At 49.4% G+C, this 25996-nt stretch carries 27 protein-coding genes and 2 pseudogenes; 14 read left to right on the top strand and 15 right to left on the bottom strand.

The window, feature by feature from the left end; all coding sequences use genetic code 11:
- Nucleotides 1-23: 23 nt before the first annotated feature.
- Nucleotides 24-632: a TetR/AcrR family transcriptional regulator gene (locus tag ACF2G4_RS21485; RefSeq protein ID WP_409076431.1), complete on the top strand. Its 609-nt coding sequence runs from the start codon at nt 24-26 to the stop codon at nt 630-632.
- 74 nt (nt 633-706) lie between these two features.
- Nucleotides 707-1399, top strand: a complete 693-nt coding sequence (locus tag ACF2G4_RS21490; protein WP_409076453.1) for an aspartate/glutamate racemase family protein — start codon at nt 707-709, stop codon at nt 1397-1399.
- A 158-nt stretch (nt 1400-1557) separates the two neighbouring features.
- On the opposite strand, the gene ACF2G4_RS21495 is transcribed toward ACF2G4_RS21490, so the two are convergent.
- From ACF2G4_RS21495 to ACF2G4_RS21510, 4 genes are all read right to left on the bottom strand, one after another.
- Nucleotides 1558-1833 carry a hypothetical protein gene (locus ACF2G4_RS21495; RefSeq protein WP_409076432.1) on the bottom strand — a complete coding sequence of 92 codons (276 nt, stop codon included), beginning with the start codon at nt 1831-1833 and terminating at the stop codon, nt 1558-1560.
- A gap of 74 nt (nt 1834-1907) precedes the next feature.
- A complete protein-coding gene (locus ACF2G4_RS21500) occupies nt 1908-2447 on the bottom strand; it encodes a cytochrome b (protein WP_409076433.1) in 540 nt (179 codons plus the stop codon).
- A complete protein-coding gene (locus tag ACF2G4_RS21505) occupies nt 2444-3499 on the bottom strand; it encodes a catalase family peroxidase (RefSeq protein WP_409076434.1) in 1056 nt (351 codons plus the stop codon). The genes ACF2G4_RS21500 and ACF2G4_RS21505 overlap by 4 nt, the downstream gene beginning before the upstream one ends.
- 78 nt (nt 3500-3577) lie before the next feature.
- Nucleotides 3578-4162: a DUF308 domain-containing protein gene (locus ACF2G4_RS21510; RefSeq protein WP_243079543.1), complete on the bottom strand. Its 585-nt coding sequence runs from the start codon at nt 4160-4162 to the stop codon at nt 3578-3580.
- A 141-nt stretch (nt 4163-4303) separates the two neighbouring features.
- On the opposite strand from ACF2G4_RS21510, the pseudogene ACF2G4_RS21515 reads away from it, so the two are divergent.
- Nucleotides 4304-4426, top strand: a pseudogene (locus tag ACF2G4_RS21515) (MFS transporter); the annotation flags it as partial.
- Between the two features lie 88 nt (nt 4427-4514).
- Here the strand turns inward: ACF2G4_RS21515 and ACF2G4_RS21520 are convergent.
- Nucleotides 4515-5924, bottom strand: coding sequence for an amidase (locus ACF2G4_RS21520; protein WP_409076435.1), 1410 nt, complete (start codon nt 5922-5924; stop codon nt 4515-4517).
- Nucleotides 5925-6043: 119 nt separating this feature from the next.
- Between ACF2G4_RS21520 and ACF2G4_RS21525 the strand changes: the two genes are divergently transcribed.
- The 4 genes from ACF2G4_RS21525 (at nt 6044) to ACF2G4_RS21540 (ending at nt 8754) form a co-directional block, all read left to right on the top strand.
- Entirely contained in the window at nt 6044-6616 is a 573-nt protein-coding gene (locus ACF2G4_RS21525) for a TetR/AcrR family transcriptional regulator (RefSeq protein WP_332626406.1), read from the top strand.
- 678 nt (nt 6617-7294) lie between these two features.
- Complete coding sequence (locus tag ACF2G4_RS21530) at nt 7295-7681, top strand: DUF3916 domain-containing protein (RefSeq protein ID WP_409076454.1); 387 nt, start codon at nt 7295-7297, stop codon at nt 7679-7681.
- Between the two features lie 417 nt (nt 7682-8098).
- The gene (locus ACF2G4_RS21535) at nt 8099-8458 is read left to right on the top strand and encodes a type II toxin-antitoxin system RelE/ParE family toxin (protein ID WP_332626306.1); all 360 of its coding nucleotides are present in this window, start codon (nt 8099-8101) and stop codon (nt 8456-8458) included.
- Nucleotides 8455-8754 (top strand): XRE family transcriptional regulator, encoded by a 300-nt coding sequence (locus tag ACF2G4_RS21540; protein ID WP_071668522.1) that lies wholly within the window; start codon nt 8455-8457, stop codon nt 8752-8754. Before ACF2G4_RS21535 ends, ACF2G4_RS21540 begins: the two co-directional genes overlap by 4 nt.
- Nucleotides 8755-8933: 179 nt before the next feature.
- Here the strand turns inward: ACF2G4_RS21540 and ACF2G4_RS21545 are convergent.
- The 6 genes and pseudogenes from ACF2G4_RS21545 to ACF2G4_RS21570 form a co-directional block, all read right to left on the bottom strand.
- A pseudogene (locus ACF2G4_RS21545) lies at nt 8934-9044 on the bottom strand (arsenical resistance protein ArsH); the annotation flags it as partial.
- A gap of 78 nt (nt 9045-9122) precedes the next feature.
- Entirely contained in the window at nt 9123-10505 is a 1383-nt protein-coding gene (locus ACF2G4_RS21550) for a carbohydrate porin (RefSeq protein WP_409076226.1), read from the bottom strand.
- 162 nt (nt 10506-10667) lie between these two features.
- Nucleotides 10668-10970: a PTS lactose/cellobiose transporter subunit IIA gene (locus ACF2G4_RS21555; protein ID WP_215844764.1), complete on the bottom strand. Its 303-nt coding sequence runs from the start codon at nt 10968-10970 to the stop codon at nt 10668-10670.
- A 5-nt stretch (nt 10971-10975) separates the two neighbouring features.
- Nucleotides 10976-12367: a glycoside hydrolase family 1 protein gene (locus ACF2G4_RS21560; protein WP_409076227.1), complete on the bottom strand. Its 1392-nt coding sequence runs from the start codon at nt 12365-12367 to the stop codon at nt 10976-10978.
- Between the two features lie 20 nt (nt 12368-12387).
- Nucleotides 12388-13716 carry a PTS sugar transporter subunit IIC gene (locus tag ACF2G4_RS21565; RefSeq protein ID WP_215844765.1) on the bottom strand — a complete coding sequence of 443 codons (1329 nt, stop codon included), beginning with the start codon at nt 13714-13716 and terminating at the stop codon, nt 12388-12390.
- Between the two features lie 12 nt (nt 13717-13728).
- Nucleotides 13729-14043, bottom strand: coding sequence for a PTS sugar transporter subunit IIB (locus ACF2G4_RS21570; RefSeq protein ID WP_332626079.1), 315 nt, complete (start codon nt 14041-14043; stop codon nt 13729-13731).
- A 292-nt stretch (nt 14044-14335) separates the two neighbouring features.
- Between ACF2G4_RS21570 and ACF2G4_RS21575 the strand changes: the two genes are divergently transcribed.
- The gene (locus tag ACF2G4_RS21575; RefSeq protein WP_215844767.1) at nt 14336-15280 is read left to right on the top strand and encodes a LacI family DNA-binding transcriptional regulator; all 945 of its coding nucleotides are present in this window, start codon (nt 14336-14338) and stop codon (nt 15278-15280) included.
- Between the two features lie 308 nt (nt 15281-15588).
- Here ACF2G4_RS21575 and ACF2G4_RS21580 read toward each other — a convergent pair whose 3' ends face one another.
- The 3 genes from ACF2G4_RS21580 to ACF2G4_RS21590 are packed head-to-tail and all read right to left on the bottom strand — an operon-like array spanning nt 15589 to nt 18124.
- Complete coding sequence (locus ACF2G4_RS21580) at nt 15589-16380, bottom strand: ABC transporter ATP-binding protein (RefSeq protein WP_409076228.1); 792 nt, start codon at nt 16378-16380, stop codon at nt 15589-15591.
- Entirely contained in the window at nt 16377-17141 is a 765-nt protein-coding gene (locus tag ACF2G4_RS21585; protein ID WP_243079497.1) for an ABC transporter permease, read from the bottom strand. Before ACF2G4_RS21585 ends, ACF2G4_RS21580 begins: the two co-directional genes overlap by 4 nt.
- Nucleotides 17142-17152: 11 nt before the next feature.
- Nucleotides 17153-18124, bottom strand: coding sequence for an ABC transporter substrate-binding protein (locus ACF2G4_RS21590; RefSeq protein ID WP_409076455.1), 972 nt, complete (start codon nt 18122-18124; stop codon nt 17153-17155).
- 314 nt (nt 18125-18438) lie between these two features.
- Between ACF2G4_RS21590 and ACF2G4_RS21595 the strand changes: the two genes are divergently transcribed.
- The 3 genes from ACF2G4_RS21595 (at nt 18439) to ACF2G4_RS21605 (ending at nt 20443) form a co-directional block, all read left to right on the top strand.
- Nucleotides 18439-18612, top strand: a complete 174-nt coding sequence (locus ACF2G4_RS21595) for a hypothetical protein (protein WP_409076229.1) — start codon at nt 18439-18441, stop codon at nt 18610-18612.
- Nucleotides 18613-18815: 203 nt separating this feature from the next.
- Complete coding sequence (locus ACF2G4_RS21600; RefSeq protein WP_409076230.1) at nt 18816-19496, top strand: type 1 glutamine amidotransferase domain-containing protein; 681 nt, start codon at nt 18816-18818, stop codon at nt 19494-19496.
- 191 nt (nt 19497-19687) lie between these two features.
- Nucleotides 19688-20443, top strand: coding sequence for an alpha/beta hydrolase (locus ACF2G4_RS21605; protein WP_215844769.1), 756 nt, complete (start codon nt 19688-19690; stop codon nt 20441-20443).
- A 75-nt stretch (nt 20444-20518) separates the two neighbouring features.
- Here ACF2G4_RS21605 and ACF2G4_RS21610 read toward each other — a convergent pair whose 3' ends face one another.
- Nucleotides 20519-21436 carry a LysR family transcriptional regulator gene (locus ACF2G4_RS21610; protein ID WP_409076231.1) on the bottom strand — a complete coding sequence of 306 codons (918 nt, stop codon included), beginning with the start codon at nt 21434-21436 and terminating at the stop codon, nt 20519-20521.
- A 114-nt stretch (nt 21437-21550) separates the two neighbouring features.
- Here ACF2G4_RS21610 and ACF2G4_RS21615 point away from each other — a divergent pair, with 114 nt between their 5' ends.
- The 3 genes from ACF2G4_RS21615 (at nt 21551) to ACF2G4_RS21625 (ending at nt 25548) form a co-directional block, all read left to right on the top strand.
- Entirely contained in the window at nt 21551-22708 is a 1158-nt protein-coding gene (locus tag ACF2G4_RS21615) for a M20 family metallopeptidase (protein ID WP_243079494.1), read from the top strand.
- Nucleotides 22696-24093, top strand: coding sequence for a YfcC family protein (locus ACF2G4_RS21620; RefSeq protein ID WP_409076232.1), 1398 nt, complete (start codon nt 22696-22698; stop codon nt 24091-24093). Before ACF2G4_RS21615 ends, ACF2G4_RS21620 begins: the two co-directional genes overlap by 13 nt.
- 441 nt (nt 24094-24534) lie before the next feature.
- On the top strand, nt 24535-25548 hold the full coding sequence (locus tag ACF2G4_RS21625) for a DUF481 domain-containing protein (RefSeq protein ID WP_409076456.1): 1014 nt from the start codon (nt 24535-24537) through the stop codon (nt 25546-25548).
- The last annotated feature ends 448 nt before the right edge of the window (nt 25549-25996 follow it).

The following is a 25996-nucleotide window of genomic DNA, read 5'->3' on the forward strand; positions in this document are numbered from 1 at the left end:
GTCTAAACTGACCGAGAATATTTATGACTGAACTTTCTCATAAAGCTAAAGAAATTACTGCCCACACCCGACAACTGCTTACCACCGGCGGCTATAAAAGCTTTAGTTACGCTGACATTGCCGAGATCGTGAACATTCGTAAGGCCAGCATTCATCATCACTTTCCCAGCAAAGCGGATCTCGTGCGCACGGTGGTCGCGCAATATTGTGAAGAAGCGCGTTCGGGTATGTCGGCTCTGGACTATCAGCTCAATGATCCCCTGGCTGAGCTCAAGGTGTATATCGGTTACTGGTCACAGTGTATTAAAGATGGCTCATCTTCATTTTGCATATGCGTGATGCTTGCTGTTGAGTTACCCACCTTACCTGTGGAAATAGCAGCAGAAGTTACCGGCCATTTTCAAGATCTTTCCAACTGGCTGACCTCACTGCTTCAGAAGGGACAAAGTGAAGGAACATTTCAGTTGCAAGATACGCCAGCCTTGGAGGCAAAGGCGCTGATGGCTACGGTACACGGTGCGATGCTGGCTGCCCGGGCTTTTGGTAATGTCGATTTGTTTGAGCAGATTACACAGCCTGTTTTAAATCGTTTAATCGCCGCAGGTTCACCCTTTAAACCTGAGAAGAGATAACGTTTGATGTTGTCTTATCCATGTTTTCCTCTTCATTTTCCCTTTATATGCAACAAAACCAGAGCAAAAATACGATGCAAACGATTGGAATCCTGGGGGGCATGTCTGCTGCCTCAACGCAAATTTATTACCGAAAAATGTGTGAGTTGGTTCGTCAGCGCCTGGGTGGCCTGCATTCTCCTGAGCTGCTGATTCGTTCGCTAAATTTTGCAATCATCGAAGATTTACAGATTAAAGGCCAATGGGACGAAGCCGGTTCACTTTTGAACACCGAGGCAAAGGCGCTGGAACGCGGAGGCGCTGATTTTATCGTTCTGGCAACAAATACAATGCATAAACTGGCTGAGCAGATGATGAACGGTGTCAGCATCCCGCTGCTGCACATTGCGGATGCAACGGCCGCCCGGGTTGTCAAAGAAGGTCTGCAAGCGCCAGGTCTGATGGCGACCGCCTTTACGATGGAGCAGTCCTTTTATCTTGATCGTCTCAGGGCGGCTTCACTTCAGCCTGTTGTTCCCGATACTGCCGATCGGGCAGAAGTGCATCGCATCATCTATGAGGAGCTGTGCAAGGATATAATAGTCCCAGCCAGTCGCTCTGTTTATGAAGACATAGCGCAGCGTTTAGCTAAAAAGGGTGCAGATTGCGTGATTCTTGGATGTACGGAAGTGGGTATGTTACTTAACCAGGATAACGTCTCCGTGCCCGTTTTTGATACCACACTGATTCATTGCGAAGCAGCGGTTGAGATGGCGTTACGTCCCTGATTGCACCCATCATGATTCTATTAATGCGTTATCCCGGTCTTGCCAGCTTCATACTTGAGTCAGGGGAGTATGAAGTTTTGGCCATCATACCGGCAAAGCTTATAAATAATGCATTCGCAAAGCTCGCAGAAACTCTGTTCTTGCGAGCTTTGTCCTCATTAAGGTTTATCCTGAATACAGCGAGATTCCTCAACCAGCATCCTGACAATTTTATCCACCAGGAATGGTGCAGCATGGTTAAGTTCTCTGTCTGTTAAGAGCGTTTCAGCAAATGTCAGCGCGAAATGGCGAACCGCTTCCTTTTCACCAGCGATTACAGACTGAGAAGGCTCTTCAACCGCCTGTGATTCTGGAGCACCGGATTCATTCGGCATACAGGCCGAACATGCATAGATTTCTAACAATTTCCTGTCAGGAAAACGGATGACCGTCATTGCCTTTCTCCATCAATTGGATTGCGTTCGCGGTGGCAACCTTTTTCAGCAAGGTTGCGCCATAAACCGGACAGTCAGGGTTTACGCATGCCGGTCATACTGCGGAACACGCCATCTCGCAGTACAAAAGCATGGAGCAGCGCAGCTGCCAGATGCAGCATTACCGTAGCGAATAGCGCGAGCGCAAACCAGGTATGCAGGGGGCGCAGTAGCGCATACCAGTCATTATTCACGGGCACAACAGGCGGCAGGACAATTCCGGCACCGAGAGTAACAGGATAACCCGCCGCTGAAAGCATGGCCCAGCCAATAAGAGGCTGGGCCAGCATCATCAAATAAAGTATCCAGTGTGAAAGATGCGCCACGCCACGCTGCCATGCGGGTAATGACGCTGGCAAAGCGGGCGTTACGGTTGCAAAACGCAGCCACAAGCGAACCACGACTAAAACCAATATCATCACGCCGAGCGGCTTATGTATCGCCACCAGTAAACTATGCAGGGATGATACGCTGGCAACCATGGCTATGCCGATAAACAGCATTGTTAAAATCGCTGCGACCATAAGCCAGTGCAGGAAGCGCATAGCTGGATGAAAATATTCGACATGCTTCATAATTTCGCTCCTGCTTGTTGAGCTTGTTCCCGAGTGCGCAAATTGTACGACCTGGCATAGGCCGACGAACGCGCATTCAATATCGGATCGTCAGAGGCGGCTATACCATCGGGCAAAATCAAAGGATCAAAATTGATGTCATTGCAGGGGCCTTGCTGCTGAGGAGTGGCTTGGTTTATCACCAGCGTGCCGGCATTAATCGTTTTACGATCGGCTGGCCATGCTTTAGTGGCATCATTACTTTTATCGCCAGCCTGAGCCAGTGTGATGACTAAATCCCACCTGAGCGCGCCCTGACCAAGGCGCTGTATAAGATCTTTCTGCAAAAAATCGCTGTCATGTTTATTGGCATCGCTGACAGGGTCTGCCTTGATGGTCGGAACCACACTCCAGCGGACCAGATGTGAGTTGCCCGATTTATCAATCAAGCGGAAGGCATTGAGACTGTTAAAGCGATCGCTGGCCCAGCTGGAGGACGGCGTATACTGCTTAGCCCATGCAAAAAAAGGTTTTACTTCCGGATGATTCGTTATAAAAGCGTTGAGTTTATTCGGGTTTACTTTTCCGGTACTGGTATCAGGCAGTGTAGCCGTCTGAAGCTGATAAAACGCTTCAACCGAAGAGACAGGAAAGAAGGGCATGGCATTCATACCCGTGCGCCATTGTTCACCATTGGCTTGTTGAAAAAGCAGAGCCATGCTGCGTACCGGCACAGCGTAATCGGGTGCGAGGGGATTACCTCCCGCAATGGCGAAACGTCCCGTTACGGCTGTTTCTCCTCGGGAAAACAGTGACGCACGCGATAAAACGCTGGCATTACCATTAGAGATAAAACGGCCAAGCACGCAAATGCCTTTAGCATGATTCCGACGATAGGTCGGATGCACGCCAGATGACTCTTCTAATACATTTACAAGCTTGTCTGAAGTAAGACGTTCAGGTGCCAGCCAGCCGCCAGTCCAGAGAAATAATAACGTTACTGTTACCGGAATAACACCAGCTAGCGCAATACGCAGCAATATTCTTCCGGTGAAAATTGATTGCATTTTCATATTTAACTTAGCGTTTACAGAATGGATTCAATGTAATTTATCGAAATTAAAATCTGAATCGATAAAACCACTCTTTGATTAAGAAAAGCTAACCGGTTTATTTTTTCTGATGATCGCCGTGAGTGATACGGCTGAAACAAGAAAATAGAAAGCGCCAAAGGCCGCATAACCAGCAATGTTAATAATGGAAGGTGGAACAGGCATTTGAGCCTGAAAAATAAAAAATGTCCCAGCCAGGGCGGACTGCGCACCACTAAGAGCCATACTCCACTGAGCGTTATTATTTTTCCAGCGTTGAATCGCCGCCCCAAGCTGCAATAGTCCTGATAAAATTGCCCATCCGCCAAAGACAGCAATGACTGCATTCATGCTTTTTGTGATTGTTAATATCACTGCCAGCGTAGTGATTATGCTGACAATAATATTGATGGTCTGCATGCGATTTTTTCCGAAGCCACCGCTCTTAGTTGAATCAATATAATTGGCTAACGCATCCCAGGCAGGATAGATAACCAGTAAAATAGCGGCCAAACCAAATGAGTGCTGACCAACAGTAAAAGCGGCTGCAACCCACATTAATGAAAATCCGGTACGTAAATAATAATATTTTTTTAGCCAGTAATGAGAGGGCATATTTTGCATCGGCTTAATATTCAGCGACATTTTATTCTCCAGCATGTACGTATGCTTTAAACACATTATTAACACAGAATTAACTAGAAATGCCATCCTACTAGTAGGATGGCATTTCTGTCAACGCGGTTATCTTTTTTCCAGAGGCTTTGCCACAAAAGGATAAAAAGCATGCTATTTCTGCCGTTTGGTGCCGGCTATCTGATTGGTCCGTTGCTGGCGCATTATCTGAGGTGCTTTGTAGGAAATTACCTGAATTCAGTTGGGATGAGATGTGAAACCGTTGGGTTAGCTATGAGCGAAAAGCGGGCCTTGATTGATAGCGTCTCTGTGAGCATGAGCTGATTAGGCCCCACGATACTTCGTGAGACCTTTAGCCATTTTATAACGACGGATGTGCCCCTTTTACCGGGCTGACTTCTTCAAGCAGGGATGCGATATGTAGAAGGGTTCTCTCTGCATGCCATTTGCCAACAATCTGAACGTTAACTGGCATTCCCTCACGGCTTTTTCCGAACGGAAGCGCTATACCAGGTAATCCCGTTACGTTAAGTGGGACCGTGGCACCCTGAAGATAAGTTGCATCAACTTCTTTGCCGTCAATAACAAATCGATCAACACCATGTTTGTGTGCCGGGATAGGAAGAACATGCGTTATAAGCGCATCATACTGAGAAAAATACTTTGCAAAACCATCTCGCAGCCTTTCTGCTGCCTGCTCCGCATCAATAAAATCAGACATGGAAGTGTCTGGCAGTGACAGCATAGTTTTGGCCATCTTATAAAGCTCATCAGGGCTATGACCTGCTGTTGCTGCCGCAAATGCAGGCTTCATTTCCATGACGTGTATCCGGTTGAAGACATCCAGCGCAAAATCCTGCTCCAGCGCCGGGATACTCACGTGCTCCACAACCACGCCGGGTCTCTGTAACGCTTCAGCTGCTGACCTGACTATTGCTGCCACTTCAGGGTCAACAGGACCAAAGCCCGGACCGGTCATCCAGCCAATACGAAGCGGACGTAATGATGCAAACGACAGTCCATCTGGGTAAACCGGCGCATTGCTGGAAAAAGCATCGTGCCCGTCCGGCCCAGACAGTTGTGAGAAGGCCAGGGCAATATCGCGCACAGAACGGGCCATAGGACCCACATGCCAGAACCGGCGGGGGGCACGCGGCCAAATGCCCGTCATGGGCACGCTACCGTGCGTTGCTTTCATGGACGTGATCCCAGTCTGCGCAGCCGGTCCGCGCACTGAAATGGCCAGGTCTGTACCCAGCCCAAGCGGAGACATTCCTGCAGCAATAGCGGCTGATTCGCCCCCGCTGGAGCCACCGGGCGTGCGTGTCAGGTCCCATGGGTTATTGGATCGACCGGAAAGCAGATTATCGCTCTCAATCCAGTATGAAAATTCCGGCAGGTTGGTTTTCGCAAGCAGGATGCCACCTGCATTTTTGAGACGCGCCACGCTGGTAGCATCCTTATCAGGAAGACGATTTTTAAAAATAGGGGAGCCACGCTGTGTCAGTACGTCGGCCGTATCTATCGAATCTTTCACCGTGAAGGGAACGCCATGCAGGGGACCGAGATCGTCTCCTCTCATCACTGCGGCTTCCGCTGCAACAGCATGTTTCATTGCATCATTTGCCATTGTCACAATGGCATTAACCTCTGGGTTTATCGCTTCGATACGGTCAATGTGCGCCTGCATAACTTCAACAGGTGAGATTTCACGACTGCGAATCATTGCGGCCAGTTGGGTTGCGTCTGAATAAAAAATATCTTTGCTCATGATGATCATCGCCTTATCTAACTAACGTTTGGTAGGTAAACAGTAGGCGCATAAATTTACCCTGTCAACACCTACCTAACACATGTTAGAATTAAGGCGTATTCTTCAGGAGAGACATGATGAGCAAGACATCTAAAGACGAAATATTAAAAGCAGCCCGCCTGGCGGCACAGGCTCATGGTTACACCGGGCTGAATATTCGCGGCCTGGCTGATGAGGTCGGTATCAAAGCCGCAAGCATTTATTATCATTTTCCCGGCAAAGCGGAGTTAGGTGCAGCGGTTGCACAGCGCTACTGGGAGGACACGGCGCACGACCTCGAAGCAATACGTGAAGCAGAGGGCAATGCACTTAAAAGTCTGATTCGTTATCCGCATATATTTCGCCGCTCGCTTGAAAGCCAGAACCGGCTATGTATGGGCAGCTTTATGGCTGCTGAGTATGATGATCTGCCGGAGCCGGTGAAAAAAGAGATACAGAAATTCGCTGACGTGAATGTGGTGTGGTTGAATACGCAGCTTCAGGAAGCAGGTATCGCCAGTGCTGAAGACGGGGAAAAACGCGCGCGTGCTATTTTTTCCGCTATTGCCGGCGCACAGCTAATGGCCAGAAGCCGGAACGATATTCACCTCTTTGACGAAATTATTGAAGGATATGCACAATCGGGCTTGCTGCCTTCCGTTACGAAATGAATATGATAATGCGGGGATGAGGAGTTTAAACCAGGCATCTGGCCGATGGGCAGTTCCTTATGGTCAATACTCGTTGTTTCCAACAATTTCTACTTCGGGCACATAGCGGCCATTAGCATCAAACTCCCGCTAGCCCCCTCGACTCCCCGGCAGAGTCGGGTTGTCAGCTCAATTGCGCTAACCGGCAGACCGCCAGAAGCGGAGTTTCGGGCCTAACGGCTGGGGGCTGATGGCAACGGCAAGTACCAGCCCTGAATCTGGCCGCGCCAGTTAGTCTTATAGCCTCAAATAAGGGCGAAAAAATGGAAAGCGAGCGATCTGCTGAAAGTAGCGGAAGAGGGGTTATGTAACTGTTAAGTCTGGGAAAAGTCCGCCATGAGCGAAAAGCGGACTTACATTCTCTTAAGTCAATAACGGTGCGTTAAATTGCAGACGTAACGATAAGCTGAATAACTTAGGATAGAATGTTCCTTTGCAGGGGCACAGCGTGAACCGTTTGAGCAGAAAACAAATAAATTATTTATGAGCAGACGACTTAACAGAGATCATCGAACTAAAGTCAGAAATATTCCCCGACGCATAAAAGCTCTCAACCGTTGGGCTGGTACTTTTCATAGCCCTGAACGTAGCGTGTTTGCAGAAGATGAACATTACTAGAATTTCAAAATCCCAGTAGAGATCAATCTTGTTGCGGGGAAGTACAGCACGCTTAAAACCAAAGCAGCTTGTGCGCAAGCTTTAATTAACGCATGTTCAAATCTCATAACGGCAACTGTTGGTATGAATTACAGCCCTCGGATTACTGCTGTTGTATGCCTTCCGGATATGTTTACGAGCGAGGTCTGTCTTTATCGCTCGGAAGACTATTATCAAGGCTTCATAACTGAAAATCGTTCTGAAAATGGTGCTTCTACTTTAATCAAAAAGCGCAGCCTTGCTGTTGAATGGGGGCTCATACTGCCAGCGAATGTACAGGAAATAGGTATCACACTCGAATATTATGGAAGCGAGGACCGGGATGAATGGTTCACGGGAGAACGCTGGTATTATGGTCAAGTGACTTAAGGAAGCTACTTTTCATTATATTAAGAATAAAGCATTTTCAAAAGGTGATGATCATTTTGCCGAACGTCCGCGTCTGGCACAAAGCGGACATTAATACCTTAATTTTATAGCTCCTCCAATTCCCCGGCGTTGCCGGATCAGGTGGCGCACTTTCAGATCATCTCCTGCAGTGGCCAGCAGCAGCGCGTTCAGTGGCCACAAAAAGATTCGGCTGCTGAGGTGCAGGGGCGGCAATGACGCATGAGGTTTCCACGCCAGCTGGATTGGGTAGTAAGGCGGCTCTGAGCTGTTCAGATCAGTAACAGATCCCTACAGCGATAAAGTCAGGCATTACCTGCCAAACTGATAGCAAATAGCATTGAAAATATAGACTGTAATATATATGCTATATAGATTGTAATTTATAAAGGTGAGCCTGTGTGGATTATTGAAACCACGGATTTGTTCGCTGAATGGCTGAAAGAGCAGGACAAAGCAATGCAGCTGGATGTGATTGCCGCACTGAATCTTCTGAAGCAGGAAGGCCCTCATCTCGGACGGCCGCATGTCGATACGCTGTACGGCTCAAAGACCCCAAACATGAAAGAACTCAGAGTTCAAAGCAATGGCCGACCTGTAAGAGGATTCTTTGTTTTCGACCCGCTGCGCAAAGCCATCATCCTATGCGCGGGTAACAAAGAAGGCGCTGACGAAAAGCGTTTCTACAAAACTATGATTAAAACGGCTGAAAGCGAGTATCACCGACACCTGGACCAACTCAAACGGAGTGGAAAATGAAAACGCTGGATGATCTGATGGCTGATTTGACGCCCGAAGAACTGACTCAGGTAAATGATAAAGTCGCAGAAATGCGGCTTGATTCTCAGCTGTATAAACTTCGCGAGGCGCTGGCTAAAACGCAGAAGCAGCAGGCAGAAGCTATGGGGATAGCACAACCTTCCGTTGCGGCTATTGAGGGACGCGGCGAGGATCTGAAAATCGCGACGCTCAAACGATACGTTGAAGCGCTCGGCGGCCAGCTAACTATCGGTGTCAATATGCCCGGTGGCGAGCACGTCGATTTCACACTCTAACTGCACCGGTAAGTAGGGTCGCCCGGCGATACGGCTTTTCCCCGGAAAAGCAGGGGCTGACGTACCGGTTATTTCGCCAGCGCTTCCTCTCTCCAAAGCGCTGTCTCACGGTCTGCTTTCTTCACTTACTACTGCTGCGCGGCACTCTCCTTCCTCTCGCTGTAGCGGTCGGTCAGTTAGTCAATGCGCCCACGCGTCAGCAGAACGAACTTCATCAGTTCCTCCATCACGTCCACGATGCGGTAGTAATACGGTGAAGGCTTCATGCGACCATCCTCATCGAACCGTTTCTCCGGTATCGGGTTGAAATACTCTCCAGAAAGTGCAGGCAGCAACATCTCAGATGCTGCCCGTCTCTTATACCTTGATTAGAACCAGGCTTCCCACATCGCACCGACGTTCAACGAGTCGAGTTGTGTATCGTCATCGCTGCCATTCACGCGCGCCGTGCGTTTGTTATCCACTTCGCCGCCGGTGACGTAGAACCGCAGCATTGGGCGGAATTCTGGTCCCATCGCAATCGAAATGTTTTGCGATAGCGTCAGCTTCCAGCCATGGTTATCACCACCCATATCGTAATCAACGCGCTGATAACCCGCTTCCAGCCAGGTGGAGTGAACATCATTCCACCAGTACATCGGACGAACAATGGCACCGTAGTTTTTGCGATTATCGGTGTTATCAGCATCATTGTCGTAATCATGGAAGGCGAGGAGATATTCAACTTGTGCCTGTTGAGTGAACTTATAATTACCTTCGAAGCTGGCATAAATCGTTTTTAATTCATCGGTTTTGCTGTAAACGCTGTTATCAGAGTTGTCAGAGTAGCGGGCGATCACTTTGTTAACGCCTTTATCGCCGGTGTGGCTCAATACAAAAGCGCCTTGCCAGGCTTTACTGCGCTCTTCGCTCTCAACGGCTTTTGAGTCAAATCCGTAGTTTGCGTAAATCTCCAAATCCAGCGGGCCAACCTTCATACCGTGAATTTTTGAGGTCAACGCATAATTACCTTTGTCGCCCGTTCCCGAGCCGCCGGTACAAGTAATGCGTGAGGGATTCGCTTCATCATCCATCACTTCCGGGCTACAAGATTCAACGGCAGCGACAGCGGCGACGTCAAACTTTACGCCACCAATATCAAAGTCTTTGACGCCAGCACCTTGGCCATCATGGTTCATCCAAAAATAGTCGTTGATACCTTGCTGTGGTCGTTGATGAAAGTCGCGGCCCGCCCAAAGATAAGCATTAGGATTGGAGGCGAGAATATTGGTCACACCAGCATAGGCTTTTTTAAGGTTCACCTCATCGCCCCAGTGATCGATCATGACGTTAATGTCCCAAATCGCGCCGTTATCGCCTTTAAACGCTTTGGAAAGTTGAAATTCACCGCCGTTACCTTCATTGCCCAAACGACCAATAGCAGAAGCACCATTGTATGAGCCATCTACACCCACGTATTTCTGATCGCCACTCTGGAAGTGCGCGCCGTAACGGGCGTAGCCGGTAAATTTCACCCCAAAAGGGATCGCCATATCGGGGGATTGTGCTGTGCTTTGTGGCTCGTTGATAACGTCAGCTTGTTTGTTCACGGCCGCATCAATTTTTGCCTGCCGTTCCGTAAGCGCTTTATCGACCGCTTTTGCCACGATGGCGTCAATTTGTTCCTGAGTAAATTCTTGTGCAAACACAGATCCAGAGCAAAGCGAAGCCATAACCAGCAGCGAGGCTGGAAGCTTTTTATTTGTTTTCATTGTTGTCTCAATATAGTCAGTTATTTTCAGACAATAACGTTCTCGCTGAACGCGGCACAATAGTGTGCCGTCGACCAGGAGAGCGGTTTTATTTTTTATTTACAGAGGTAGGTCTTATTTAAGATTGAATTCTGTTTATTACTCCGACTCGTTAATAATAATTTAACGCTGATAAAGATGAATAATCTCAGCAGAAAGTTCACGCGCTAACATCGACGTCATTAAGTGATCCTGAGCATGCACCATAATTAACGTCATCGGCTGCTTCGCTTCGCCGGCATCCTGCTCGATTAATTTGGTTTGCATTTTGTGTGCCTGACGCGCGAAAGTATCCGACTCTTTAAGCAGCTTGTGCGCTTCATCAATACTGCCCTGACGCGCAGCCTGCAAGGCCTCGAAGCACAAACTGCGTGACTGTCCTGAGTTCACGATGATTTCCATCACCGCCTCTTCTAAATCAACCATTCTCTTTACTCCTGCTCATTGAAGCCATTATTTGCTGACGTCGCGGCAAACCATTCACCGCTCTTTTTCACCGTGCGCTGCTGAGTACTTAAATCGAGCTGCACAAAGCCGTAGCGATTTTTATAACCGTTGCACCATGACCAGTTATCAATAAAAGTCCACATGTGATAACCAAGACAGTTGGCGCCTTCGCTTATTCCTTTGTGCAACCATTTAAGATGCTCGGCAATAAATTCAATACGGTATTGGTCGTTTATTATTCCTTCTTGCACAAACCGCTGCTCATTTTCAACGCCCATACCATTTTCAGAAATAAAACAGCGGGGATTACCGTAGTTAATCCGTAAATTAGTCAGAATGTCATATATGCCAGGTTCATAAATTTCCCAGCCACGATAGGGGTTCATTTTCCGGCCCGGCATTTCGTAATTTTCAAAAAACCATTCAGGCATAAACGGGGCGGCGGGATTTACCGCACTGTCACGGCATTTTACCCGACGGGGTTGGTAGTAATTCACGCCCAGCAGGTCAATTTTACCTTCTGCAATTAACGCATGATCGCCCGGAAGCGTGACAGGAAGTTGATCGTACTGACGGAGCAGTGCGACCAGGTCGGCAGGATATTCACCGCGCAAGACCGGATCGAGAAAGCTGCGGTTGAATAACAGAGCAGCGTGATGGGCCGCGGTGATATCGGCCGGATGCTGAGAACGGGGATAAGAGGGTGTCAGGTTCAGAACGATGCCAATTTCGCCGTTGTAATGCCCAGCTCGATAGGCCCGCACGGCCAACGCATGAGCCAATACCGTGTGATAGGCCACCGTTGCCGCACGTTTAAAGTCGACCACATTGGGATAGTGGAAGTCGTAAAGATAACCCCCTTCAACCGGGACAATTGGCTCATTAAAGGTGAACCAATGCATCACCCGATCACCAAAAAGGTCAAAACAGATTTGTGCATAACGGCTGAATGCAGCGACAACTTCTCGGTTTTCCCATCCCCCTTTTTCCTGCATCACCATCGGCATATCGAAGTGAAAAAGGGTAATGAAAGGTTTTATGCCTTTTGCCAGCAACGCATCAATAACGTTATTGTAAAATGTGACCGCTTCTGGGTTCACTTCACCGCTGCCGTCCGGGATTAGGCGAGACCAGCTCAGCGAGGTACGAAAGCTGTTGTGATTAAGCTGCTTCAACAACGCAATGTCTTGCTGCCAATTTTGATGAAAAGTTGAGGTCTCTGCCGGACCGATGTTTTGATGAAAGCGCCAGGGCTGCTGTTCATACCAGGCATCCCAGATGGTGGCACTTTTGCCACCCGCCAGGCTGTCGCCTTCAGTCTGTAACGCAGAGCTGGCGCTGCCCCACCAAAAATTTTCAGGAAATGCGTATTTCATAACGATCTTCTCCAGACTCATCAATTCGTGCCGACGGTTTCAGCAATCGGGCCACTGTTTTGCGCTTTCTGCTCTTCGGTTTTCATCAGTGAACGTTCGTAAGCACGCAGGAAAGGCAGGTACATCAGGGCTGACATCACCATGCAAATCAGGCACATCACTACCGGGCTGATCGCCCAGTTTGCCGCCCACGAAGCGCCTATTGGTGCTGGCGTTGTCCATGGCGTGAGCGAAACGACTTGCGCCAGCCAGCCCAGCTTGGTCGCGGTGTAGGCCAGCACGGCGTTGATCATCGGGACACAGACGAACGGGATAAACAGCATCGGATTCATGATGATCGGCGCGCCGAACAGGATCGGTTCATTGATGTTGAAGAAGCTTGGCACGATGCCCATTTTGCCGATGGTTCGGAGATGGGTGGCGCGGCTGCGCAGTAACAGGAAAGCCAGTGGCAGAGTGGATCCCACACCGCCAATCAGCAGAAAGTGATCCCAAAAGCCTTGCAGATAGATGTGCGGCAGTACGCTTCCCGCGGCCAAAGCCGCCTGGTTAGCGGATAAGTTAGCCATCCAGAAGGGATTCATGATGCCAGTGACGATCAACGCACCGTGAATACCGGCGAACCAGAATATCTGACACAGCAGCACAGAGAGCAGAATAGCGGGCAGGGAATCTGAGGCAGAAACCAGCGGCTCCAGTAGGTGCATGATGGCTTGCGGAATAATCATGCCGGTTTTTGCTTCAATGAATAAGTTAAGCGGATGCAGCGTACCAATAATCACCACGACAGGGATCAGGATCTCAAACGAACGGGCAACACCGGTCGGCACCTCTTTGGGTAAACGAATGGTGATGTTGTTTTGCTTGAGCCAGGCGTAGATGCGTGTCGAGTAAATGGAGGTGATCAGCGCGGTAAAAATCCCTTGCCCGGAAAGATATTGTGTGGAAATCGTGCCGTCAGAATAGGGCGCGGCCACCAGCAAGAATGCCATAAATGCCAGTAAGCCCGACATCACCGGATCGAGCGAAAATTGCCGACCCAGACTCGCGCCGATCCCAACCGAGATAAAAAACGTCATTACGCCCATGCTTAAATTAAACGGCAGCATCAATTGTTCGCGATAGGTGGTGGAAAAATCGAGCCAGGCACGGGCAAAGCCGTTGGTGGTGGTTTCGGAGAAAGGTGGGAAGATAAAAACCAGCATGAAGGAGCCGATAATCATAAACGGCAGCGCAGCAGTAAAGCCATCGCGGATCGCAATGACATACTTCTGTTGCCCAAGACGACCCGCTAACGGTGTGATTGATTGCTCAATGACCGCAATCATAGATTGATATAACGAACTCATAAGCGCACCTATTTAGTTAGCCGCTTCAATGAGCGACAGAGCATAATCAAGGACCTTGTCACCGCGTTGCATACCGTAGTCCATCATGTCGATAGGCTGAACGGGAATGCCTTGGGTGGCCGCTTTTTCTGACAGGGTTTTCAGCATGTATTTCACTTGCGGCCCGAGTAGCACAACCTGATAACGCGGGAACTGTTCATCAAATTCCGCGATGCCAAATGCATTAATTTCAACTGATAAGCCTCTTTCTGCAGCCACTTCTGTCATTTTTCGCACCAGCATGCTGGTGGACATGCCTGCCGAGCAACACAACATTATTTTGTACATCACCATCCCATCCTCAACGTTTTACGCGTTAGTGTGGCGATGATTGGATATCATATGGAAACCGGTTTCCATAGATTGAAGTGAGAACTGTGATACTTATCAATATCTGAGTTTTAAGGGGTTTCTTTATACGATTTGCGTCACAAATTTTCTGCTGTATTGGATAGAAGAAGTATCCAAATGGAAAATCGGTTTCCATGATAAATGGAAATGGCTATACTTTCTGCGGTGAATAAATGCGCTAACGTTTGCATTCATATTTTAAGGTATACGCAGGTTTCAGGGGAGAAAGATGTCTACTATCAACGATGTATCGCGTTTGGCTGGGGTGTCAAAAGCCACAGTCTCACGGGTGTTGAGTGGTTCACGCGGCGTGAAAGAAGCCAGTCGTCTTGCCGTGTTGAAAGCTGCCGATGAATTGAAATATCGTCCCAACGTGATTGCACAATCCCTGTTCAGTCAGACCACTCACTGCATCGGCGTTATTTGCGCGCAGGAAAATATCAACCAGACAACCGCCTATCTTTACGCGCTGGAAAAGCAGTTAAGCCAGCATCAAAAACATCTTTTATTGCGCTTCGCCAATAGCAAAACAGAAATCATGAATGCGTTGGATGAACTCAGCTGCGGGCTGTGCGATGACGTGCTGATTATAGGCGCACGCTTTCCGCTGAATATTGATGATGAAAACGTGGTTCTGGTGGACTGTGTTGAGTCAGAAGGGCCAAACAGCATTCAGTTTGATCACGCTTTTGCGGCGGAAACGGCCTGTAATTATCTGATCAACCAAGGTAAGCGCCAAATTGCGCTGATCCATCCTGAAGCGGGCGGCTCTGCCGAGCAGGTATTATTGGGCTACAAACTGGCGCTGGAAAAGAATTTCCTGCCGTTTAATCGCAATCTGGTCATTATGGATCCGGTCTCCTCCTCCGTAGCTATTCAAATGCTGCTGAACAATGCCAGTACCCTGAATTTCAACGCGCTGCTGGTGGCCAACGAACAAGAAGCGCAGAACGTGATTTCACAGTTGCAGGCGTTCAATAAATCCGTGCCTGCCGATATCATGGTGTTCAGTTTGGCCGGCTCGGTAAATCTGCCGGGTATTCCCGCCATTGAATATTCAATGGATGCGATGGCATCACGCATCGTTAACTGGCTGACGACCAAAACGCACGATATGTTGGGATCCGCTGTACTGCGTGGAGATTTAATCCTCCCGGATATGCGTAAGCGTTAAGAAAATCAACTGACAAGCAATGCTTATTTGAATGACAAAATATGAATCCGTGACGCTTCCTCTGCACCCTCGGCGTCACCCGCTTCCAGTGCACGAATGCTTCCATTACCTCAGCAGTATTAGGATACTCGTCCGGCTTGTAGCGCAGCGTAATACGTTCATGCTTGAACACCTGAAAGGCTTGTTCATTTAGCTAAACGGGTCCCTTACGGCGACCCGTTCAATAGGAACTGCGCTCGAGTGGTATGACTTCACGGTCTATAACCTTATGGCGGTGCTGGATTTCAACCCTGTTTTCTTTCCCAGCTTCAATCCGCTGAGACAGCCGCCATTTCGCGTTTAAATATTGCCAGCGTATGTGCTTTTACCCGAATAAATTCGGGATGGCTCATCATCTCTGCTGTGCGGGGACGCGGCAATGCAAACGGAACGATCTCTGCTACGCGCGTAGGCCGTCGGGTTAATAGCAATATTTCATCTGCCAGAAACACCGCATCTTCCAAATCATGCGAGACAATCAGCATGGTAACGCCAGTAGCCAGTTGTATCTGCTGCAGTTTGTCGCGGATAAACAGGGTCATTTCAAAATCCAGCGCTGAGAAAGGCTCATCTAAAAACATCACTTCAGGTTTCGTCGCCAGTGCACGCATGATGCAGACCGTTTGTTGTTGTCCGCCCGACAGCTCATAAGGATAGCGCTGTAGATCGAAGCGGATATCAAACATTTCTGACAGTTCTGCCACCCGCTTTTTCACCGCATCCGCTTTCATGCCACTGCGTTTCAACGGATAAGCGATGTTGATCCAGGCTGTTAACCAGGGAAATAGCGCATCACGATAGTTTTGAAAAACGTAACCGATGGCTGTTTCCGCCAGTGTTTTCCCGTCGAACAGAATCTGTCCGCGATCTACCGGTATCAACCCGGCAATCATGTTCATCAGGGTCGATTTTCCGCAGCCGTTTGGGCCAAAAATTGACACAATCTTTCCTTTAGGAAAATCGAGGTTGAGATCGTGGTACAGCGGTTGTCCGGCGAAGTTTTTGTCCAGCCCACGAATCGTGACATGGGTATTTGGCTGAGGATAAAGAGGATTTTTCATGCTTTGCCACTCCAGTGTACGCAACGCTTCTCAATAAGCAGGAAAGCCAGATTCAGTAGATAACCAAACGCACCGGTGATCAGGATCGAAGCGTACATATCCAGGATGTTGAATAACTGCTGAGCATCAATGATGCGATGTCCGAGACCCGTTTCGGAGCCGATAAACATCTCAGCAACGATGACAATCACTAATGCCATTGAGACGCCGGTGCGCAAGCCGACAAAAGTCTGCGGCAGACTTTCCATCAGCATAATGTCTTTGAACACATGCCAGCGTGAAACACCCATGACCTGCGCCGCCATGATGCGCGTCTTCTTAGCATTCATCACGCCATACGCGCTGTTAAACAGGATGACCAGCACCGCAGCAAAGGCTGCGATAGCAATTTTATTGGTATCGGTAATACCAAAAATCAGCATAAACAAGGGGATTAAAGCCGAAGAGGGCGTGGATCGAAAAAAATCCACCAGAAACTCAACGCTGCGATAGAGGCGTTCGCTGCTACCGAGCATCACGCCTAACGGCACGCCAATAACGGCAGCCACCACAAACGCCATCAGCGTGCGGTATAACGTATCGCCAATATCTTGATTCATACTGCCATCGGCCAGTGCGCTAAAAAGATAGCGCAGCGTATCACCGGGTGAAGGCAGTAAAACCGGGTTGAGCCATTTAGCGCTGACCGCCGTCTGCCACAACAGGAATAGCAGTAGCGGACCAACCAGCGGGAGTAACTTATGACGCCAGGTCTGAATCATCTTACCTCTCCTTAAGCCCGATAAATCAATGATTCCACTTGCAGCGGCTTGCTGAAAATTTTTCGCTCGGTAAAGACGTCATAAAATTTCTGAAACCACTGTAAGTTTTCGCCAGTAAGTTGGTCATACATGACAAAGCCGGGCAGCGGAACTTCCTTCACGAGTGCGGCTTCAATGCCGGTATAACCGGCGACAAAGTGGCGAGCCTCGTCAGGATGTTGCTGAATAAACGTTACCGCCTCGCCATAAGCGTCAATAACCTGTTTTGCCCGCGCTTTATCGGCATTGATAAAGCTGCTGGTCAAAGCCGCTGCGCCGCCAAACCACGGTGCGCTGGCATCCCCCAACACATATTTAGAAATGACGCCGGTTTCAAGAACCTTGCCGATTCCCTTCATGCGGGCAACCGTGCCGGTGGGTTCGAGCGTATAGACGCCGTCGATCTGACCCGCCGCTAACGAAGGGGCATGTTGACCTACGGGAAGCTCGATAATTTTGGTATCGGTAAACCCATTTTTCTCCAGAATGATCTTCGCCATCGTGACATTTTGGATGCCGGGGCCACTGGCTATGCGCTTCCCCTTTAAATCGGCAATCGACTTAGCCGTGCTAGTGACAGGCACCAGAAACTCATCTAACACCATTTTTTCATTGGAGGGATTTGAGCAGATAATTTTGAACAGATCCGGGCTGGTGATGGCGCCTAAGCCGAGTGCACCCGTTGCGGTTCCATTCGCGCAGCCATGGATGCGTCCTGTAATCATGGCTTCAACGACCTGCTGCGGACTGGCAAATTTTACAGCGCGGACATTTAATCCAGCCTGCTTGAAAAAGCCTTTTTCAATACCGGTGTATAAAGGCAAGCCGCCGACAATAGGCCAGTACCCGATTAATATTTCATCATCGGTCGCCATTGCAGGTTGGCTTCCCAACATGCCGCTGAGCGCAACACCCCCCAAAGCCAGCATTGAATATTTCATCATCTGGCGACGCTTAGCATCGATATTCTCTTTATCATTCCTGCGCAAGATTCATTCTCCTAAGTCATCGATCGTTATGCGATCTTGTATACAAGCCTGGAAAGCTGATGCAGGAGTTATGCCAGCTTGGACATTACGCGGAAGCCGTGACAGGAAATTTTTTTCGGGGTTTAAAGCGCGTTATTGGTGCATAACACGCACCATTGACGGACATAGCCAAGAGAGGTTTTGCCGATTTGAGGCCACCAAGAGAGACCGTTAAAAAATAAATGAAAAGATTGGTAGACGACTGGTCTAATTGAGGCTAAGGTTAGTCCATGAACAAAACACTGTCACTGAATAATAGCGGTACGCGGCAGGGCATTCTTGATGCAGGATACCGCATCATGGCCGCAAAAGGGGTTTCCGCAGTTGGACTGAATGAGATCCTGACAGCTGCATCTGTGCCCAAAGGTTCTTTTATAACTACCTCCGTTCTAAAGATGCTTTAGGTGAAGTGCTGCCGGACGACTACTTTGCTGATTATCGGCTATGACGGTAACACAGCGCCTGCTTAATCAGACTGCCTGAGCAGACGCAACGTAAGAAAACGCCTTATCGGCGTTTTTTTAAAAGAGATTTCAAGACGACCGGTCTACTTTAAAAGTGACCTTGAAAATTAAATCAACCCCAAAAATCTATCAGGAGATACACCATGAAAGTATTAATCGTATTAACCTCGCACGACGTACTCGGCAACACTGGCCGTAAAACCGGTTTCTGGCTGGAAGAACTGGCCGCTCCTTACTACGCATTCAAAAGTGCCGGTGCTGAAATTACTTTGGCTTCCCCAAAAGGGGGTAATCCGCCATTAGATCCAAAAAGCAATGAATCCGATTTCCAGACTGAGCAAACGCATCGCTTTGAAGCAGACGCAGAAGCGATGGCCCAACTCGCATCAACCGTCCGTTTAGACAGCGTTTCGCAATCTGATTTCGACACCGTTTTTTATCCTGGTGGCCACGGCCCATTATGGGACCTTGCTGAAGATAAAGACTCTGTCGCGCTGATTGAGTCCTTCGTGGCGGCAAACAAACCTGTTGCGTTCGTATGTCATGCACCAGGCGTACTTCGCCATGTGAAAACGCCAGCCGGCAAGCCGCTGGTAGAAGGTAAAAAAGTCACTGGATTTACCAATACCGAGGAAGAAGCGGTAGGCCTGACAAATGTGGTGCCGTTCCTGGTTGAAGATGAGCTTATTGCTAAAGGCGGCATTTATTCCAAGGGTGAAGACTGGAGTTCTTATGTTGTCCGCGATGGTCTGCTGATTACTGGACAGAATCCAACCTCCTCACAAGCGACAGCAGAACTGCTTATCAAACAGTTTACGCAGTAATTCGCATCACTTTGGTGGTGGCAGGCCGGTGGGCCTGTCAGTACCTCGAAGCCCGGACGTAGAGACCAAAAAGTGGGTTAGCCGTTTAATCCAACAAGCATTCTGATTCATAAGCGATGATGCCGATGTCAGCATCGGAAACCGGCCTAACAGTCGCGGCCATTTTTATACTCTGATGAGAAAATAAAACCATGATGAAGAAAACATTAAGCGCACTGGCGCTGAGCCTTGCTATGTCTGTATCAGCACAAAGTGCAATGGCTGAACCGGTAAAAAACATTGTTTTGGTGCACGGTGCCTTTGCTGACGGCTCAGGTTGGGGACCTGTCGCAAGTGCGCTTGATAAAGCAGGCTATAAGGTTTCGATTGTACAAGAGCCGCAAACGTCTTTGGCTGATGATGTGGCCGCGACACGACGCATTTTGGCTCAACAGAAAGGGAGATCGCTGCTGGTTGGGCACAGTTATGGCGGTATGATTATCAGCGATGCGGGCAATGATCCCTCGGTTGCCGGGTTGGTTTATATCGCCGCTTTCCAGCCAGACGCGGGAGAGAGCTTACTGAGCCTTGCCAGCAAGATCCCTTCAGCGAATAAATCCATTGTTGAAACGCCCGATCACTATCTCTACCTTAAGCCGGAAAGATTCCAGGCTGATTTTGCCGCTGACTTACCCAAAAAAGAGACGGATATGATGGCACGATCTCAGGTGATGCCTGCGGCAGCGGCCTTCGGGACACCTGCTGGCAAGCCAGCCTGGCAAACTAAACCGAGCTGGGCGATTGTGGCTACCCAAGACCGTACTATTAATCCTGAACTGGAACGATACATGGCTAAGCGTGCCCACAGCGATACTGTAGAAATTAAAGGCAGCCATGCAATTTTTGCCTCACAGCCGGATAAAGTTGCGGCAGTGATTGAGCGTGCAGCGCAAAGTTTGACGCAATAAATGCAACTTCACAGGCTGTAGTCTGATACGCCAGCCGCGCTCTATTTTGCGTGCTGGCTTATTTCGATAGGGTAATTATGAGTCTGCCGCCTCGTTAAAGAAATTACACAAAAGCTGCCAAAAATATTGTGCCGCGGGCGTCAGACGATGATCCGCGCTACGCAGCAGATGACACTGGCTTTCACGTGCAATGCGATGATCAATGGGGATTGCAATCAGCTCACCTTGCAGTAACGGCGTTTGCACAGCTTGCGCAGTCATAAACGCAATGCCTAATCCCGCCTTGCTCAAAGCAATCGCGCTGGAAAAGAGATTACAACTGTAGGAGGGCGTGAAAATGACGCTTTCACTTTTGAAGATGGCGTTGATGTAGCGTTGCAGGCCAAAGCTCTCATTCATAGCGATTAAGCGATGTTGAGCGAGTTCGGTAACACTCACCTGAGACAAGCGGGCAATCGGATGTTCCCGCTGCACAATGGCGCAGATGGGGCCACGATTTATGCTCAGGCACTTCAAGCCCGGCGGGCCGGTTGGGCCAAAACCCACAGCCATATCCACTTCACCTTTGGCGATCAGCATCACTGTGCTCTGCATATCACCGGAAAGCATATTCACGAACACGCCAGGATAGGCGGCAGAGAACGCTTTCAACACATGGTTAACGACATCGTCTACCATGCCTTGCCCTATGCGCACGGTAATCGAACCGCCGCGCATGTGCCGTAAATCCTGCAACTGACGTTCAAGCTGCTTTCGACGCTGGTTCGTTTTTGCAAAATCCTCTGCCAGCAATTTGCCAGCTTCGGTCAACACTACGTTACGTCCGCGCCTTTCAAGCAGCGGCAGCTGCAAGTTGCGCTCAAGTAATGAAAGTTGGCGGCTGACCACCGACGGATTAATGCCCAACGCATCCGCTGCCCGACGTATCCCGCCATGCACACCCACTTCATATAAATAGCTTATGGATTTTTCTGGATATGTCGATAAGGTCATATTTTTAGCTTATCTGTTGCTCTCAGGGCAACAATATTAGCATTCACTCCTCATTTTTTAACGTGTTCATTTCTGCGCATACTGCCAGTGACGTTTAAGACAGATGGGTAAAAAATGAAAAATATAAAAGAGTATTTGCAGCAACACGCCGACGAGATTCTGGGAGATATTAAAAAACTGGTTTTGGCCGAGTCGCCTTCGTTGGATAAAACCGCAGTGGACAGTTGTGGTGAAGTGCTGCAGAGCATTTTTCAGCAACGTCTGGGGATAACCGCAGACGTTGAGCATCAGGATCAGCTGGGTAATCACCTCAAATTCACGTTGGGCAGCGAAGGACCACAAACCACCGTTCTTGGCCATTTCGATACCGTGTGGGATATCGGTGAGCTGCCGCTGCGTGAAGAGGATGGCAAACTTTACGGCCCTGGCATCCTGGATATGAAATCGGGCCTGATTCAGGCGATCTGGGCAGTACGTGCATTAGCGCAACGGGATCTTATTAAAGATCAGCGCATTGTTTTCCTCTGTAACAGCGATGAGGAGATCGGCAGCGTAAGTTCCAGCGACTGGATTGCACGCCATGCGCAGGGTTCAGCACAGGTGCTGGTGGTGGAACCGGCGGTAGCGGGCAGTGGCGCGCTGAAAATTGCGCGTAAGGGTACCGGACGTTACGACGTCACGATAAATGGCTTAGCGGCGCACGCAGGTAACAACCCGGAAGAGGGTATCAGTGCTGTTCAGGAGATGGCGCAGCAAATTCTATTCTTGCATGGACTCAACGCCCCGGAACGCGGCACCACGGTAAATGTGGGTATTGCCAGCGGTGGCAACCGTATCAATGTCGTGGCGGATAAAGCGGTGCTGGGCATCGACACGCGCGTCACCCATGCAGAAGAAGCACAACGTATCCATCAGGCAATCATGCAGATCACGCCGTTTACCCCAGGTATTACGTTACAGGTCAGCGGAGAGCAGTCGCGCCCGCCTATGCAACAGACGCCTGCGTCGCTGAAAATGCTGGAGCGTGCACAGCGCGTGGCGCAAGCACTTGGTTTTAGCGTTGAGGGCAAGGCGGTTGGCGGCGGCAGCGACGGTAATTTCACGGCGGCGATGGGTTTACCGACGCTGGATGGATTAGGCGCAACCGGCGCAGGTATTCATGCGCGTCATGAACATATTCTGATTGCTAACGTTGCGAGTCGTGCAGCGCTGGTGGCGGGTATGATCCTCGGTGACGCGCTGCCTGAGGGAGAAACGCCATGTCACAAGTAAACGTTCATAAGGAAACCGCTCAGGCGCCGGTGCCATCCAGCGGGCAAAGCCCTTATCTTCTGCTGTTTATCATCCTTGTCATCGCGGCAGTGGCAACTTGGTTGATCCCCGCGGGAAAATTCGATTTTGTTACGCGTGATGGCATTAAATTTGCGGTCAGAGACAGCCTGCATGCGGTACCGCAAACGGGTGTTTTTCCGCTTGAAATCTTTATGGCGATTGCCAAAGGTATGGTCAAGTCCTCTTCGATCATCTTTCTGATCCTGTTCACCGGCGGTGTGCTTGCTGTTGTGGAAGCGACGGGATCCATTGCCACCGCGCTCAACTCACTGTCGCGCAGCACGCGGTTAAGCGATACGCGCATCGTACTGATCTTTGCCGTCATCTTTGCTCTGTTGGGCACCACTGGCGTGGTGGTCAATGCCGTGGTTGCCTTTGTACCCATCGGCCTGCTTGTCGCCCGATCCATGGGCTTACCCCCAATTTTAGGCGCATCACTGGTTTATCTGACCTGCGCGGCGGGCTTCAACGTGGCGATTTTGAATCCGGGCACCACCGGTTTAACGCAGCACCTGGCTCAGCTTCCGCTGTTTTCAGGCATGTTGCTGCGCAGCCTGACTTTCCTGATGTTTATCATCACGGCAGTGGTTTATCTGATTTGGTCAGTGCGTCGAGCACGTAAGCAAGGCCATTTGCGTCCCGATCTGACGGCAACCAATGAACCTGTTGAAGCGGTTACAGGACGTCATAAACTGATTCTCGGAACGACCGCGCTGGCGTTGATCCTGTTTATCGCGGGCACCATCCAGTTTCATTGGGGAACTGATGAGATGTCTGCCATGTTTATCCTGCTCTCGATTGTGGTTGGGCTGATTGGGCACATGTCCGGCTCTGAAATTGCTAACACCTTTTTGAGCGGCTGTTCAAAGCTAGTGAAAGGGGCATTTATTGTCGGTATGGCTTCCTCAATCTCGCTGGTGTTGCAGCAGGGCAACGTGCTTGACCCGATTGTTGGCTTCTTGTCAGATTTACTGGCACCGATCCCGCCCTCTATCGCGGCGGTGGGTATGTTTGTCAGCGCCGCTGTCATGCACTTCGGTATCTCATCCGGTTCCGGTGAATCGGCGCTTTTGATACCGATTTTCTCTCCACTGGGCGATAACCTTGGACTGACGCGTCAGGTCATGGTGCAAACGGTGTTACTGGGCGAAGGCATTGTGAACTGCATGAGCCCCACCTCCGGGGTATTAATGGCCGTGCTGGCGACCGCCAATGTTCCCTTTGGTAAATGGCTGCGCTTTGTCGCGCCAGTGATCGCTGTGTGGTTCGTCATCTGCGTCGTGATGCTGCTGATTGGCGTAGCGATTAAGTGGGGACCGTTCTGATAGCGTTAAGGTAATCAGCAAACAGGCCCGCCAGGCATTAGCCTGCGGGCTTAATTTCATATTGATACGGCTAAAATGGATAACATATAGCTTTCCTTATCCGCACCAAAAATCATCTTTCCGCACCTGTTTCTCTGTTGATCGTTCAGTTCATCACTCTCTGACTCATTTCAAGCTGTTCGCCTTGCTTGCTATTCGTATTCCTCTCGAAACGCGCCGTGGTGCTGCCTTCTCTACGCAATTCATGCGCAGAGAATATAGGTTGCACAGAGGAAAGTTTGCGCAGGCGCAATGTTACGATTAGTATTCAAAATCAATCAGTTAAAATGACATCAAGCGGGTGTAGTTGAAACGTTTTTACAGTCTGCACACTTTCTCATAAGACATTGCCAGCGCGTTGGCATGATTTAACGATTAAGGAAGGATATGCCTTGCGTTGTGATGAAGAGCAAACCCGTTCTGTCCAGTGTTTCAATGCTGCTGGCTGGCTACATCAGCACGGCGCAGGCCGATACCGTCTGGCTGAACAATGGGGATCGTTTAACGGGCACGGTGCGCTATCTGAGCGACGGCAAACTCGGACTTGAAACGACCTACGCAGGTACGATTACGGTTAACTGGAATGATGTCAGCACGCTGGCTAGCGGCAATCCTTTTTTAGTCGAAAATAAGCGAACGGGCGAAAATTATCAGGTCAGGTTATCTTCCTCCGATCCCGGCTATGTGTGGGTCGAAAGAAGTGAGCGAGAAGAAAAAGTGTCGGTGAAGCGCATCGATGAATTCATGAAAGCCAAGGTAAGAACCGATGCGCTCTCCTGGACCGGAAACATTGACGCCGGCGTTAACTTGAAAAAAGCGTCTACCCATAATGATGACTATAACTTTTCTGTTAACTCTAAGATTTCACAGGGCAAGTGGCGACACAATATGGGCGCGACCTACAATCGTGAAAAAGAAAATACAACGGTTAACACCCATAATTACAGCCTGCGCTATGCCTTTGATTACATCATGCGCGAGCAATATTTCTGGCAAAGTCGAATGACTTATAAGCGGGATTGGGTTGAAGATTTGGCGCGACAGTCATTGATTGGTACCGGGCCAGGTTATCAGTTGTGGGATACCGAGTTAAGCCGATTTTCATTGTCATTCCTGGCGGGGGGGTTTGGTTATGGCTACAGCGATGGCAGTAATGATGAACATTTGGGAGCGTCGGTTCGGTGGGATTATGAGCGCTCTCTTTTGGGTAAATCACTGACGCTCTACAGCAACGGCGACGTCGGCCATTCACTTGATGAAGACGAGATATTTACGCTTGATGCTGAAGTCGGCCTACGTTACACCTTAACGTCATGGTCTTCTCTGCATATTGGCTATCACCACAATCTTGTCAGTGGAACGCGAGATACGTTGAATGAAAGGATCTTTTCAACCGGCTTGGGGATTAAATGGTAGGCCGCGCGCGTGCTGCTTTACTGAAATGCAAGTGCTAGCAGACACTGGCCGCCTTTTGGTGGGAAAACGGCGCTTTCCGCTCGCCATCCGCAGAGAAAGCGTTCTCTTGAATCAAGCGAGTGGCTAACGAGTCGATCGTTGCGTACGAGTCCGCACTTTCCCACTGACTTAAAACACCTAACGAGGCTGCATTATGCAGTTTTTTTTGGCCTGTAAGTTTCAGCGATCCGATACAAAGTTGTTGGCTTCTGCCTACTAATTAAGGTCCATAAATTACCTCATCAAACAGCCGGGCTTATCAGTGTCGTCATAGCTTTATTCAGCTAAGTGACGGGATAAGCTGAAATCACGCATAACGCCGCAATCTGCTTGCAAGTAAGGCGTGCAATCACTAAAGTGTTGCTGAACAAATCTAAATGATAATAGTTGTGATTATCGTTATCATTTT

The organism is Pantoea phytostimulans, assembly GCF_046118715.1.
GTDB lineage: Bacteria > Pseudomonadota > Gammaproteobacteria > Enterobacterales > Enterobacteriaceae > Pantoea > Pantoea phytostimulans.